Genomic DNA, 14526 nt, shown 5'->3' on the forward strand with positions numbered 1-14526 from the left:
AACCAGGATATTAAGAGTTCCAGGAAGTATAAATTCTAAATCAAAAACAGTAGTAAATATATTAGACGAGTACGAATATGTTTATGATTTAAGAGAAATACAAAATGAATTTTTACCTGAATTAAAGACATATGAAAAGAAAAAAGGTAGACCAAGTAAAATAAATTATATTTATAGAGAAAGAAGTTTGTATTATGGAAGGATACAAGACATAATAAAACTTTGTGAACTAAGAGAATATGATTTAAAAGGTCATAGAGAACTTATAATATATATATTACCACATTTCTTAAGTAAACATTGATTTAAATATCATTTTCAACTCAAAATTATACTAATTTATTTCTATGAAAGTTTTGTCGAGTGTTTATATTAAAAATTAAATATACTAACTTTAATTTTTGTACAACTTATATTAAATATAATTACATAAAAAGAAAATTAAGGTTTAAATAAAATAATATCTAAACCTTAATTTTCAATATATTTTTTAGATAGTTTACATAAAATTATTCAAATTCTCTAATAAAACTAGAATTAGTGATTTATCTGTAATTTTATCATTCTTTAAATTAGGAGTTATTAGTATATAAATTTTACAGTATGATTCTCCCAATCAATTTCATAAGCATGATTTGTAAAAGTTGGAGATGTAGCTTGTTGGTTTGATCCATACCATTCAAGTCCAGACCAATTTAAACTATATAAATCATGATATGTTCTATAACTTAATATAAGTTGTGATTTTTTCATCCCTTTTGGAGCTTTAAGAGCGACTGCCATGTCAGGAGTAAAACCACCTGAAATTAATGTAGATAAGTCTTTAGTATCAGTAAAGTTTTTATCTCCCGTGTTATGTAATCTAGATTTCATAAAAAGTTGGTTTCCATAAAACGGATGATAAGAATCTTTATCATATCCATCTTTAGTTTTATTAAAAACTATATCCCATGAAGCCACTTTAAGATTATCAGCTTTTTGGATTGTTTTAAAATCAGGTTGCTCATATTTTACTGAACGTTCAAAATTATATCCAGCATTTCCCTCAATAGAACCTTTAGAAATATTTCCACCAATAGAGTATCCAAGTGTTTCTGTTACTTCTACTTTTTCTATTGTATTACTAGGAATACTTTGTAAAATTTTAACCTCATTCTTAGGATCATCTGATTGAATAGCTATGTTATACTTGCTTGGCCAAAACATACGTCCAGAATAATAACTACCAGATTTGTTAAGTCTTGAAGGAATAAATCCTTTTAAAGAAACAAGAGCTGTTAAATTGCTATCATTTGGATCTTCAATAAAAGATGCTGATATAGAAGTTTTTACATTTGATGTAGAGTTTGCGTCTGAAGAAGTGTAAACTTCAGCCTTTTTACCATTTGAATCAATTTCTTTAGGTAACGTAGCAGCTTTTACATATGAAATATTTCCAACTAATAAAGTACATAACATTAAGCCTGTACATAAAAATCTTTTCATTTTAATTCAACTCCTTATTTTTATATTTAATATTTGTGATAATAGTTTTTAATAACTAATATATAAATTAATTTTTTAGTGGTGAATCAAAAATATGTGAAAAACACATAATTTATTGAACTAACATAAATAATTATAATTAACTAATTTTTAGCTATAATTATTGAAGATGTATTTAATATTAAATTAACATAAAATATTATATATATAATATCAATAATTTTAAAAAAATTAGAAAAAAATGATATTAGTATAAAATAGTAGATGTTTTTTTTCTAATTAATTAAAATAATATTTAGTTAGATAAGGGAAGTGTTTCTTATTATTATACTGGTGCCTTATATAGTACAACTACTTTACTTCAAATATTATGTCAAGATGAAAATCATAGTTCTATTCCATAAGGAACTAATTTTAATAAACCTGAAAATTGGGATTTAGGTTTAAAGTTTTTATATTGTATCGATTCTGTTTGTGATTTTGTATAGTTGTGTTATTTTTTTTACAAGAGAAAAATGAGATTTATTGGAGGAATGAATTATGAATTGTAATAAAACTATTTACACACCAGGGCCTACTAATTTAAGAGAAAATGTAAGAGGAGCAAGAGCTTTAAAAACTACAAATCCAGATGTTGATTTAGATTTTGTTGAGTTTTATAAAGAAACTTGTGATAGATTTGGAGAAATTATAAATACTAAAAATGATTGTTATATACTTTCTGGAGAAGGAATTTTAGGATTAGAAGCTGCTTGTGCATCCTTAACTGAAAAAGGAGATAAGGTTTTAGTTATAGATAATGGTTTATATGGAAGATGGTTTGATGGATTTGTAACTATGTATGGGGGAGAAGTGACATATTTTTCAGGAGACTATAATAAAGAAATTGATATTGAAGCTTTATCTAAGTTTTTAGAGAAAAATAATGATTTTAAATATGCTACAGTTGTTCATTGTGATACTCCAACAGGGGTATTAAATCCTATTAATAAAATTTGTCCATTACTTAAGAGTTATGGAATTTTAACTGTTGTTGATTCTGTTTCAGCTATGGTAGGAGAAGAATTTAAAGTTGATGAATGGCAAATTGATATAGCATTAGGTGGTTCTCAAAAGGCATTCTCAGCAGAACCAGGTTTAACTATGGTTAGTATAAGTGATGATGCAAGAAAAGTTATGGAAAATAGAGAAACACCTATTGTAGGTTTTTATTGTAATTTGAACATATGGAAAAATTATTATAAAGATAAGTGGTTTCCATATACAATGCCAATAAGTGATATTATTTCTTTTAGGGTTGCTATAGACAATATTCTAGAGGAAGGAAAAGAAAAAGTTATTGAAAGACATAGAAATATTGGGGAAGCGACTAGAAAGGCAGTAAAAGAATATGGGCTAGATTTATTCTTAAAAAGTGGATATTCAAATACAGTTACAGCTGTGAAAATACCAGAAGAAATAGGTGCTTTAAACTTAAGAAATAATCTAAATAAAGAATATAATGTGCTAATGTCAACATCATTAGATAAATATGAAGACAGGTTATTAAGAATTGGACACATGGGGGAAAATGCAAATATAAAAGATATAACTTATGTTTTAAATGCTATAGACAAGGCTTTAAAAGATTTAGGGTTTTCAAGTGAAAAGCATTTAGATAAATTATTTATAGATAATATCTAATTTATTTAAGGAGAACTTTGTTTTATTTTAGCTAAAAATTTTAACTTTAAATTTAGAATATAAAACTTCAAAAAGGGAAAAATTAAATTGTATTGATGTTTATTAGAAATAAATATCAATAGATTATAAAATTAAATGAACTAGTTTGCGATAAAATCAAACCCTAGTATTTAATAAGGATTAAATTATATGATTTTATAGAATTAACTTCTTCCGCAAATTAGCATATTACCTATAAAACATTTATTTTAATCCTTTTTAAATAAATTGAGATCAAGGTTTAGGTTTTTAGATTTCTTCCTAGCCTTGGTCTTATTTACTTTATACTTGTTTATTTAATTCTAAGATAGAAGTTCAAAATATAAAATTAAAAAGTTTTATTTTTATTTGAATTTAACTTGAATTATATAAAGTATCTAAATTTAAACAGTTAAAAAGATAATATAAATTAAAAAGTTAAATTTATAATTAAAGAGATTTTAAATTTAATTTAAATTATTAAAAATATGAACTATAAAACTAATATTTGTCCACTTTACACTTAATTGCTTATAAGATATCTTTAAAATAGATAATTTAGATGAATCGAAAGAAAAGAAGCCCATTAATTTGATTATTAAGCTAGTATTCTAAAGATTTATTTTATGATTTTTAAATTTATCAAGGGGTGAGATGAATGTTATTTCAGATAAATGAACGTAAGAATATTGTAAACGGTTTGTGTGAAAAGCTAGAAAAAGCAATATACAATGTAGTTGCGCCTTTAAAAATAGATATGTATATAACTAAGGAGCCAGTAAGTTATGAAAATAGATTAACTGGAGAGTATAAAAAAGGAGTTATAGGAGAATCTTGGGGAGAACTTTGGGACTGTGGTTGGTTTAACTTTAAGGGGGAAGTACCTGCAAGTTATGAAGGAGAAAAGATTGTCCTTTTAATAGATATAAGTGGAGAAGCTTTTGTAGTAGATAAAAATGGAAATCCTATGAGAGGACTTACAGCTTTAAACTCAGAGTTTGATTTAACTTTAGGAATGCCAGGTAAGAGAGAAGTTCCTATGTTTGATAGAGCCAAAGGGGGCGAAGTTATAGATTTATGGGCAGATTGTGCATGTAATGATTTATTTGGTAAATATAGAGATAATGGAATTATAAAAGATGCGTATATTGCAACTTGTAATGAAGAAGTAAAGGCTCTTTACTATGATGTAGAGGTTTTATATGAACTTATGAATCAATTACCAGAAGATAGTGCTAGATATCATACCATATTAAATGCTCTTTATGAAGCATCAAAGGTATTAAGTATTAAAACTGGAATGAGTGGATGTGATTTCTTAAAGGATGGAGTTGTTACTCAACAGGAAGTTACAATCTTAAATGAAGAAGAAGTTAAAAAAGCTAGAGAAATATTAAAGAAAGAATTAGATAAAAAAGGTGGAGATCCTTCACTTTCAGTTTCAGCTATTGGACATGCTCATATAGATTTAGCTTGGTTATGGCCAATAAGGGAAACTATAAGAAAAGGAGCTAGAACATATTCAACAGTTTTAGCAAATATGGAGAAGTATCCTGAGTATGTATTTGGAGCAAGCCAACCTCAACTTTATCAGTGGATGAAAGAATATTATCCAGATTTATATGGAAGAATTAAAGAAAAGATAAAAGAGGGAAGATGGGAAGCTCAAGGAGGTATGTGGGTTGAACCAGATACTAATGTTCCATCAGGAGAATCTTTAGTAAGACAATTATTATATGGAAAGAGATACTTTAGAGAAGAATTCAAAAAAGATATGGATACTTTATGGCTTCCAGATGTATTCGGATATTCAGCAGCTCTTCCACAAATTCTTAAAAAGAGTGGTGTAGATTATTTCATGACAATTAAATTATCATGGAACAATCATAACCAATTTCCACATCATACTTTTGTATGGGAAGGAGTAGATGGTAGTAGAGTATTATCACACATGCCACCAGAAGGAACTTATAATAGTTCAGCAGCGCCGAGAGCTGTTGCTAAGTCAGAGAAAGCTTTCTTGGATAAAGGCTTATCAGATGAATGCTTAATGTTATTTGGAATTGGTGATGGAGGAGGTGGCCCAGGAGAAGAGCATTTAGAAAGATTAAGAAGAGAAAGAAATATAAATGGAATAGCTCCTGTTAAGCAAGAGACTTCAAGCAATTTCTTTAAGAGAATAGAAAAAGATATGGATAAATATAGTGTGTGGAGTGGAGAGTTATACTTAGAGAAACATCAAGGAACTTACACTACACATGGTAAGAATAAAAAATATAATAGAAAGATGGAAATAGCTCTTAAAAACTTAGAATTAGCAGCAATGCAAGCTAAAGTTTTAGGAAAGGGAGACTATCCTCAAGATGAAATAGAAAAAGTTTGGAAGGAAGTTCTTTTATATCAATTTCATGATATTTTACCAGGATCATCCATAGGCAGAGTTTATGATGAGTCAGTAGAAGCCTATGAAAAGATGCTTGCTAAGGTAGAAGGAATGACTGAAAAGTTATATAGAGATATTTTAGAAAGTGAAGATAGCAAAGAAGAGGGAGCTATATTAGTAAACTCTTTATCATGGAGTAGAGAACAATGGATTAAGCTTTATGATAGATGGACAAAGGTTAACTTAAACTCTTTAAGTGGAGAAAAAATTAAAAAAGAAGAAATTGAGCCATATTGTGAAGTTTCAACTTTAAAAGTTTCAGAAACTAACTTAGAAAATGGATTAGTTAAAGTTGAATTTAATGAAAATGGAACAATTGCAAGAATTTTTGATAAAGAATTAAATAAAGAAGTCTTAAGAGATGAAAAAGGAAATGAACTTAGAGTTTATGAAGATAATGGAGATGCTTGGGACTTCTCAGGAGTTTATGAAGATAGACCATCTGAAATTTTTGATTTAGTAAAATCAGAAGTTATTGTAGATGGACCAAAGGCAACTATTAAGCAAAATTATAAATATGGAGATTCTACTTTAGTACAAGAAATAAGCATTTTAGAAGGTAGTAAGAGAATCGACTTTAAAACAAAGGTTGATTGGAAAGAAAATGGTAAGATGCTTAGAACTTCTTTCAATACTAATGTTTATACTAGAGAGGCAGATTGTGAAATACAATTTGGTACAATAAAGAGACCAACTCATGGAAATACTTCATGGGATATGGCTAAGGGTGAAATATGTGCTCAAAGATGGATAGATTTATCACAAAGGGATTATGGAGTTGCTTTAATAAATGATTCTAAGTATGGACACAATGTTTTAGAAACTAAAATAGACTTAAATCTATTAAGAAGTCCAGGATATCCAGATCCAAATGCTGATAGGGGAGAGCATGAATTTACTTATTGCTTATTCCCGCATATAGGAGACTATATCGAAGGAAATGTTGTTCATGAAGCTCATGAAGTTAATGCTCCAATACAAGTGATTTATAGTGAAAACTTAGGTGAAAACCTAGTTAAAGAAGCAATGGCTTCAATAGATTGTGAAAATGTAATAATTGATACAATTAAAAAAGCTGAAGATGGTGACCAGATGATAATCAGATTATATGAGTGTCATGGGGAAGATGCTAAGGCTAAAGTTAATATAAATGTTCCACATGAAAATGTAGAAATGGTTAACTTAATAGAAGATAGTATAGATGGAAAAGAATTAAACAAAGAAACAATGCACCTTACATTTAAACCATTTGAAGTTCATACTTTAAAAGTAACATTAAAATAATTAAGAATTTAAGTAATATTTATATAGAAGATAATACTAACAGATAGTAAGGGAATTAAAAGAAACACTTCTTTAATTACTTGAAGAAAATGGTAAGCATAGCTTGCCAAGTGGGAAATTAGGTATAAGGAAAAGGCAACTTTTTAGGGAAGGTTGCCTTTTTGATTGTAAAATATATTTATATAATCTTTTATTTAGAATATAATATTGTAAAGGTAATTAATTTAAATAGTATTGGAAAAAGAGAAAGGGTGAGTTAAATGAATAATTTTACTTTTTATAATCCTACTAAAATTAACTTTGGTAGAGGAGTTGAATCCTCTGTTGGAGAAGAAATTAAAAGCTTAGGAGCAAGTAAAGTACTTTTTCATTATGGTGGAGGAAGTATTAGAAAAAATGGGGTATATGATAGAATTTTAGATTCTTTAAATAAAGCAGGATTACATGTAATAGAACTTGGAGGAGTTAAGCCTAATCCTAGATTAAGCTTAGTTAAAAAAGGAATAGAACTTTGTAAAAATAGCAAAGTTGACTTTATACTTGCAGTTGGTGGAGGAAGTGTTATTGATTCAGCTAAAGCTATAGCTCTTGGTGTTCCTTATAATGGAGATGTATGGGATTTCTTTACTAAAAATATTAAAATAGAAAAAGTTTTACCATTAGGTACAGTATTAACAATACCAGCAGCAGGAAGTGAATCGAGTTCAGGAACTGTTATAACTAATGAAGATGGATGGTATAAGAGAGCAACAGGATCACCACTTTTATATCCTAAATTTTCAATGTTAAATCCAGAACTATGTTTTACTTTACCAGAATATCAAATAGCAGCTGGAAGTGCAGATATTTTAGCTCATTTAATGGAAAGATATTTCACAAATACAAAAAATGTTGAACTTATAGATAGATTAATTGAGGGAACAATGAAAACAGTAATAAATAATGTTCCTAAGGTATTAAAAAATAAGGAAGATTATGATAGTTTTGCAGAGGTTATGTGGGCTGGAACAATAGCGCATAATAATCTTTTAAGTACAGGAAGAGAAACAGATTGGGCATCACATAATATAGAACATGAACTAAGTGGAATATATGATGTTACTCACGGGGCAGGATTAGCTGTTATATTTCCAGCTTGGATGAAGTTTGTTTATACGCATGATTTAGATAGATTTAATCAATTTGCTACTAGAGTATTTGATGTTCAAGTTGAAGATAAAACTAAGGAAGAGGTTGCTTTAGAAGGAATTAAGAAACTTAAAGAATTCTTCAAATCAATAAATCTTCCAGTTACTTTAAAAGAGCTAGAAATAGATGAAGATAGATTAGAAGAAATGGCTAAAAAATGCACAGATAATAATGAACATACAGTAGGTAATTTTGTAGAATTAAACACAGAGGACATACTTAAAATATATAAATTAGCTTTATAAAATAATAAAGAATAAATTTTAAGATAGAGCCTTATTTAATAGTATAAATTAAGGGGGTTTTTGGTAAAATGAATCATAAAAAACGTTCAAAAATATTGTTGGCATCTGGAATAATAGGAACTATTTATTCATTGCTTTTGATTAGATTTTTTTTAGCATATTTTTCTGTAGGGATTGTAAGTGATGTTGATATGGAAAAGGCTGTATCAGCTCTTGCAGTTATTATTGTTATACCACATATGGTTTTATTTGTTTTAGCTACAATATTTAATTGGGTTTCCTATATAAAAAATAAAAGAGGATTTGCTTTAAGTTCAGGAATCCTTTATTTAATATCATTTATTGTATTTCCAATGGATTTAATTTTTGTTATTCCAAGTACAGTTTTAAGCTTCATAGGATATTTTAGCCTTAAAAAAATAAATAATAGTAAACAGGAAAATATGTGTATGTAAATTTGTATGATATGTATCAAAATAACTTTTTAATAAAACTTGAAATTATATTATGAGAATTAATAGATTTATATTTTTAATAAGTTTTATTATTTAGTTTTGATACATATCCTTTTTTACTGTTGTAAATGTTTTGTTAGTATCAGTTTATATAAGCTTAGATAGAATACTATAAATTATAGTTGTGGGAGTTTCAAGGAGAGGAGGAGTTAAGTATAAACATCTATATACTTAGCGTATTATAATGTTAAATAGGGAGTTAGCTCAAAATATAGTTAATAAAATGATGGAGGTTATTCCTTACAATGTAAACATAATGAATAATAAAGGAGTAATAATAGGTACTGGTGATTCAAGTAGAATAGGAATGATACATAATGGGGCTTTAGAAGCTCTAAGAGTAAAAAAGGTGATTGAAATATGTAAAGATGAGGGGAAGGTAAAATCTGGAGTTAATTCACCTATATTTTTTAGAGAAAAAGTTATAGGGGTTATTGGCATAACAGGAAATCCTAAAAATGTTAGGCAATTTACACAACTTGTAACTGTTACTGCTGAGCTTTTAATAAATCAAGAGTACACTTTAAACAAGCATATAGTTAAAGAAAGATTGAAAGAAGAATTTATTTATGAATGGTTGTATTCAAAAGAATCCTATGACTTAGAATTTATTCAAAGGGGAATCAATGTAGGCATAGATATTTCATTAGATAGAATAATACTTGTATTGGAATTTAAAAAAGATCAATTTAAGGAAATAATTAAAAAAATAAAAAGATTCATAAAAGAAGATGAGTATTATATAAATTTAACTTCAAATAGAATAGTTGTAATTTTAGTAGATAATAATTTGATTTATAAGAGATTAAACGAGTTAAAGGAAATTATGAATGACACAAATTTTAAGATAGGATTAAGTTCAAAACATAAAATTATATCAAAATCTATGAATGAGGCAGTAGAGGCCGTAGACATAGGAAATAAATTATATAAAAATGAGTTCTTTTACGATTATAAAAAAGTAAAGGTTTTTAGTTACTTAGATAATTTTTTAGATGAAGAGGAATGGAAAATTATTAATAACAAGATATTAGAGGAAAATATGGGAGAAGAATTATTAGAAACTTTTATATCCTATATGAAGCATAGTGGAGAGAGGAAAAAGACAGCAGAAGCCTTACATATACATAGGAATACATTGAATTATAGATTAGATAGAATTGAGGAAATAACAGGCCTAAGTTTTGATAATTATTTAGATTTATTTCAATTTTTGATTGCATATATAGTAAGTCAATTAAAATAAAAAAAGGTTTTCTTTGTGCATATGCATAAAGAAAACCTTTTTATTTTAGTGATATTAAATAATGATTTTGGATATGAAAACTTATACAATGAAATTCGTCAATATAAATAAGAATAAATGAGTTTAATAAGAAGGAGGAATTTATTATGAATGTAACAGTTACAGCTTTAGGAGCAGTAATTGCATTAGTTATTGCAATTACTCTAATCATAAAAAAGGTTCACCCAGCATATGGACTTATACTAGGAGCTTTAATAGGAGGACTTGCTGGTGGAGCAGGACTAACAGGCACAGTTAATTTAATGATGGATGGAGCCCAAAATATGATGCCTGCTATCCTTAGAATACTTACAGCTGGGGTACTAGCAGGGGTGTTAATTGAATCAGGAGCGGCAGCTAAGATTGCAGAAACAATAGTTGAGAAGATTGGAGAATCAAGAGCTCTTATAGCCTTAGCAATAGCTACAATGGTATTAACAATGGTTGGAGTTTTTGTAGACGTTTCAGTAATAACAGTATCTCCAATAGCTTTAGCAATAGCTCACAAATCAGGTTTAAGTAAACCAGCTATATTATTAGCTATGGTTGGTGGTGGAAAGGCAGGAAATATAATGTCTCCAAACCCAAATACCATTGCAGCAGCAGACAATTTAGGAGTTTCATTAACTAATGTCATGATAGCAGGTATAGTGCCAGCTATATTTGGAGTTATAATTACATGCATATTAGCAAGTAGAATAAAGAAAAAAGGTTCTTTAGTAGAATCTGATGAACATATGAAAGAGTTAACAGATATGCCTAGATTTTTACAAGCTATGGTTGGACCATTAGTAGCAATAATATTATTAATGCTAAGACCAATAGCAGGAATTGCTATAGATCCATTAATAGCCTTACCAATAGGTGGTATATGTGGAATAATAGCTATGGGAAAGATTAAGCATATTAATAAATATGCAACATATGGACTAGCTAAGATGAGTGGTGTAGCTATACTTTTAATAGGTACAGGTACTTTAGCAGGAATAATTGCTAATTCAGGATTGAAGGATGTTATTATAAGTGGAATAAACGCTTTAGGATTACCAAGCTTTATGTTAGCACCAGTTTCAGGAATACTTATGTCAGCAGCAACTGCCTCTACTACTTCAGGAACAGCAGTTGCTACATCAGTATTTGGTCCAACAATTGTTCAATTAGGAGTGGCACCACTTGCTACAGCAGCTATGATACATGCTGGGGCTACAGTTTTAGACCACTTACCACATGGAAGTTTCTTCCATTCTACTGGAGGAAGCGTAGCAATGGATATGGGTGAAAGACTTAAACTTATACCATATGAATCTTTAGTTGGATTAACAATGACAATTGTATCTACTATAATGTTTGGAATAATATTAAAATAGTTATTTAATGAATAAAGAAAAGTTTACTTTTAAGATTTATGATTTAAAACAGAGTTTTTAGTAAAAACACAGTGAATTTTAAAATAAAAGATTAAGATAAAATCTATTAGGAGGAAATATAGATGAAATTTGTATTAGCACCAGATTCATTTAAGGAAAGTATGACTTCAATGGAAGCCTGTAATGCTATGGAAAGAGGAATTAAAAAAGTCTTTAAAGATGCAGAATGCATAAAGGTTCCAATGGCTGACGGTGGAGAGGGAACTGTAGAAGCTTTAGTTCATGCTACTGGAGGAAGAATTGAAAGAGTAAATGTTACTGGACCTTTAGGAAACAAGGTGGAAGCTTTCTATGGAGTTTTGGGCAATGGAAAGACTGCTGTTATAGAAATGGCTAGTGCTTCAGGAATTCAACTTGTTAAGAGAGAAGAAAGAAATCCTTTAATAACAACAACTTTTGGAACTGGAGAAGTTATAAATGCTGCATTAGATCAAGGAATAAAACATTTAGTTATAGGAATCGGTGGAAGTGCCACTAATGATGGAGGATGTGGAATGCTTCAAGCTTTAGGTGGAAAACTTTTAGACAAAGATGGAAATCAAATAGCCTTTGGTGGAGGAGCATTAAAAGATATAGAAAGTATTGATTTAAGTTTTTTAGATAAAAGATTAAAAGAAGTATCAATAGAAGTAGCTTGTGATGTAACTAATCCATTAGTAGGAGAAAAAGGAGCTTCAGCAGTATTTGGTCCTCAAAAAGGGGCTACTCCAGAGAAGGTTAAAGAGTTAGATAATAATTTAGCTCATTATGCTTCGGTAATAAAAAAAGACTTAGGAAAAGAAGTTTCACAAATAGAAGGTTCTGGTGCTGCTGGAGGATTAGGTGCTGCTTTATTACTATTAGGAGGTCAATTAAAAAGAGGTATAGAGCTTGTAATAAAACATACAGAGTTAGCTGAAAAAGTAAAGGGAGCAGACTTTGTATTTACTGGTGAAGGAAGTATAGATAATCAAACTATATATGGAAAAACACCAATGGGAGTTGCTACTGTAGCTAAGGAAAATGGAGTTTCTACAATTGCCTTTTCTGGAAAAGTTGGCGAAGGAATACAAGGTCTTTATGAAACAGGTATAAAGAGTATATTTAGTATAATGACTGGAGTTTTAACTTTAGATGAAGCTTTAAAAGAAGGAAGTAGGAATTTAGAGATAACAACTGAAAATGTAGTTAGACTTTTAAAATAAAGTTTATAATTTGTATATAGTTATTTATTAGATAATTAAGTAAAGGTTAAGAATTAATTAAAATTAATATTTTATTAAAATAAATAGTTTAAAGTGAAGATAAGCAATAAAAAATATATTGCTTGTTTTCACTTTTTATTTTTATAAAATAAGATTCTTTTAAAAAGTTATTAAAAAATAAAAATAGAGAAAAGAATAAATAAGAAAATATAATATAATCTTATTTTATTAGGATTTTAGTAATTAAAATTAGTAGAAAAAATGAATATATGGTATAACTATAAGAAGACTAATAAAGTTTTAAAAAGGAGATAAAAATAATATATGAAATTTAATCAATTAAATCTAAGTGAGGATATTATTAAAGCACTTAATAACTTAGGATATAAAAATCCATCAGAGGTTCAGGAAGCTTCTATTCCAAAGTTATTAAAGGGTAAGGATATAATAGTTAAATCTCAAACTGGTAGTGGTAAAACTGCAAGTTTTGGAATACCTGTTTGTGAAAAGATAAATATTGAAGAAAAAAAGGTTCAGTGTCTAGTTTTAACGCCAACTAGAGAGTTAGCAATTCAAGTTAAAGATGAGATTTCTAATATAGGAAGAATAAAAAAGGTAAGATGTGCAGCTATATTTGGGAAACAACCTTTTAATGAGCAGATTAGAGAACTTAAACAAAGAGTGCATATAGTAGTAGGAACTCCAGGAAGAGTATTTGATCATATGGAAAGAGGCACTTTAGACCTAAGCGAAGTGAATTATGTTGTCATAGATGAAGCTGATAAAATGCTTTCAATGGGATTTATTGATCAAATAAAGGATATATTAGGAGAATTAAGATCAAACAAAACTACTGCATTATTTTCAGCTACATTTTCTAAAGAAATAGAGGAAATATGTGAAGATTATATGAGAAATCCTATGCTTTTAGAGATTAAATCAAAGGTATTCAATAGAGAGAGAATAGAAGAAAGTGTACTTGAAATAGAGGAGAGAAATAAGGAGAAAGCTTTATGGAAATGTCTTTATGCTTATCATCCAGATAGTGCTATAGTATTTTGTAATACAAGAAATAAGGTTAAGTCTGTTTACAAGATGCTTAGAGATGAAGGAATAACTTGTAACGAGCTTCATGGTGATATGGAGCAAAAAAAGCGTATTGAGGTTATGGAAAACTTTAGAGATAAGCACTTTAAAGTATTAGTTTGTACTGATATAGCTGCTAGAGGAATTCATGTAGATAGCATAGAACTTGTTATAAATTATGAGGTTCCAATGGAAACAGAAAGCTATGTTCATAGAATAGGAAGAACTGGTAGAGCGGGAAGAGAAGGAAAAGCTATTACTTTTGTAAATCATTATGAGAAGAAATATTTAGAAAATGTTGAAGAATATATTGGGTATGAAATAAGAAAAGCAAGTCTTCCTGTTGATGAAGAGGTTAAGTCTGGAAGAAAAATATTTAAGGAAAGCCAAAAGGTTCAATTAAAAGAGAGTAAAAAACCCAAGAAAGAAGTTCATAGTGATATAGTTAAAATACATATTAATGGTGGAAAGAAAAAGAAAATAAGAGCCTTTGATATTGTTGGATGTTTTAGTAATTTACCAGGCTTAACAGGAGAAGATATTGGAATAATAGATGTTCAAGATGGTTTTTCATATGTTGATATATTAAATGGAAAAGGCGATAAAGTTTTAAAGAGCTTTAAAGAAGTTACTATAAAGGGTAAAAAAGTAAAAATACAAATGGCAAGAAAATAAAAGACAAA

At 28.5% G+C, this 14526-nt stretch carries 9 protein-coding genes and 1 pseudogene; 9 read left to right on the top strand and 1 reads right to left on the bottom strand.

The genetic code is table 11. The features are described 5' to 3' along the window. A pseudogene (locus Q1J60_RS01045) lies at positions 1-304 on the top strand (DNA-binding response regulator); the annotation flags it as partial. A 278-nt stretch (positions 305-582) separates the two neighbouring features. On the opposite strand, the gene Q1J60_RS01050 reads toward Q1J60_RS01045, so the two are convergent. Next, on the bottom strand, positions 583-1485 hold the full coding sequence (locus Q1J60_RS01050; protein ID WP_300257312.1) for a beta-channel forming cytolysin: 903 nt from the start codon (positions 1483-1485) through the stop codon (positions 583-585). 540 nt (positions 1486-2025) lie between these two features. Between Q1J60_RS01050 and Q1J60_RS01055 the strand changes: the two genes are divergently transcribed. The 8 genes from Q1J60_RS01055 (at position 2026) to Q1J60_RS01090 (ending at position 14518) form a co-directional block, all read left to right on the top strand. Then, the gene (locus Q1J60_RS01055) at positions 2026-3168 is read left to right on the top strand and encodes a pyridoxal-phosphate-dependent aminotransferase family protein (RefSeq protein WP_300257315.1); all 1143 of its coding nucleotides are present in this window, start codon (positions 2026-2028) and stop codon (positions 3166-3168) included. A 676-nt stretch (positions 3169-3844) separates the two neighbouring features. Then, positions 3845-6913 carry an alpha-mannosidase gene (locus Q1J60_RS01060; protein ID WP_300257318.1) on the top strand — a complete coding sequence of 1023 codons (3069 nt, stop codon included), beginning with the start codon at positions 3845-3847 and terminating at the stop codon, positions 6911-6913. Between the two features lie 260 nt (positions 6914-7173). Continuing rightward, positions 7174-8346, top strand: a complete 1173-nt coding sequence (locus Q1J60_RS01065; RefSeq protein ID WP_300257321.1) for an iron-containing alcohol dehydrogenase — start codon at positions 7174-7176, stop codon at positions 8344-8346. Between the two features lie 68 nt (positions 8347-8414). Next, a complete protein-coding gene (locus tag Q1J60_RS01070; RefSeq protein WP_300257324.1) occupies positions 8415-8801 on the top strand; it encodes a hypothetical protein in 387 nt (128 codons plus the stop codon). 244 nt (positions 8802-9045) lie between these two features. Beyond that, positions 9046-10107 (top strand): CdaR family transcriptional regulator, encoded by a 1062-nt coding sequence (locus tag Q1J60_RS01075; protein WP_300257327.1) that lies wholly within the window; start codon positions 9046-9048, stop codon positions 10105-10107. A gap of 146 nt (positions 10108-10253) precedes the next feature. Then, entirely contained in the window at positions 10254-11513 is a 1260-nt protein-coding gene (locus Q1J60_RS01080; RefSeq protein WP_300257330.1) for a GntP family permease, read from the top strand. A 122-nt stretch (positions 11514-11635) separates the two neighbouring features. After that, positions 11636-12757 carry a glycerate kinase gene (locus tag Q1J60_RS01085; RefSeq protein WP_300257333.1) on the top strand — a complete coding sequence of 374 codons (1122 nt, stop codon included), beginning with the start codon at positions 11636-11638 and terminating at the stop codon, positions 12755-12757. Between the two features lie 324 nt (positions 12758-13081). After that, the gene (locus Q1J60_RS01090; RefSeq protein ID WP_300257336.1) at positions 13082-14518 is read left to right on the top strand and encodes a DEAD/DEAH box helicase; all 1437 of its coding nucleotides are present in this window, start codon (positions 13082-13084) and stop codon (positions 14516-14518) included. Positions 14519-14526: the final 8 nt, after the last annotated feature.

Origin of the sequence: Clostridium sp. (assembly GCF_029258205.1) — a bacterium.
Lineage (GTDB): Bacteria > Bacillota > Clostridia > Clostridiales > Clostridiaceae > Sarcina.

Excerpts from the sequence above, each read along its gene's own strand:
- Q1J60_RS01050 (WP_300257312.1), bottom strand. The coding sequence starts at position 1,485 with ATGAAAAGATTTTTATGTACAGGCTTAATGTTATGTACTTTATTAGTT.
- Q1J60_RS01055 (WP_300257315.1), top strand. The coding sequence starts at position 2,026 with ATGAATTGTAATAAAACTATTTACACACCAGGGCCTACTAATTTAAGA.
- Q1J60_RS01060 (WP_300257318.1), top strand. The coding sequence starts at position 3,845 with ATGTTATTTCAGATAAATGAACGTAAGAATATTGTAAACGGTTTGTGT.
- Q1J60_RS01065 (WP_300257321.1), top strand. The coding sequence starts at position 7,174 with ATGAATAATTTTACTTTTTATAATCCTACTAAAATTAACTTTGGTAGA.
- Q1J60_RS01070 (WP_300257324.1), top strand. The coding sequence starts at position 8,415 with ATGAATCATAAAAAACGTTCAAAAATATTGTTGGCATCTGGAATAATA.
- Q1J60_RS01075 (WP_300257327.1), top strand. The coding sequence starts at position 9,046 with ATGTTAAATAGGGAGTTAGCTCAAAATATAGTTAATAAAATGATGGAG.
- Q1J60_RS01080 (WP_300257330.1), top strand. The coding sequence starts at position 10,254 with ATGAATGTAACAGTTACAGCTTTAGGAGCAGTAATTGCATTAGTTATT.
- Q1J60_RS01085 (WP_300257333.1), top strand. The coding sequence starts at position 11,636 with ATGAAATTTGTATTAGCACCAGATTCATTTAAGGAAAGTATGACTTCA.
- Q1J60_RS01090 (WP_300257336.1), top strand. The coding sequence starts at position 13,082 with ATGAAATTTAATCAATTAAATCTAAGTGAGGATATTATTAAAGCACTT.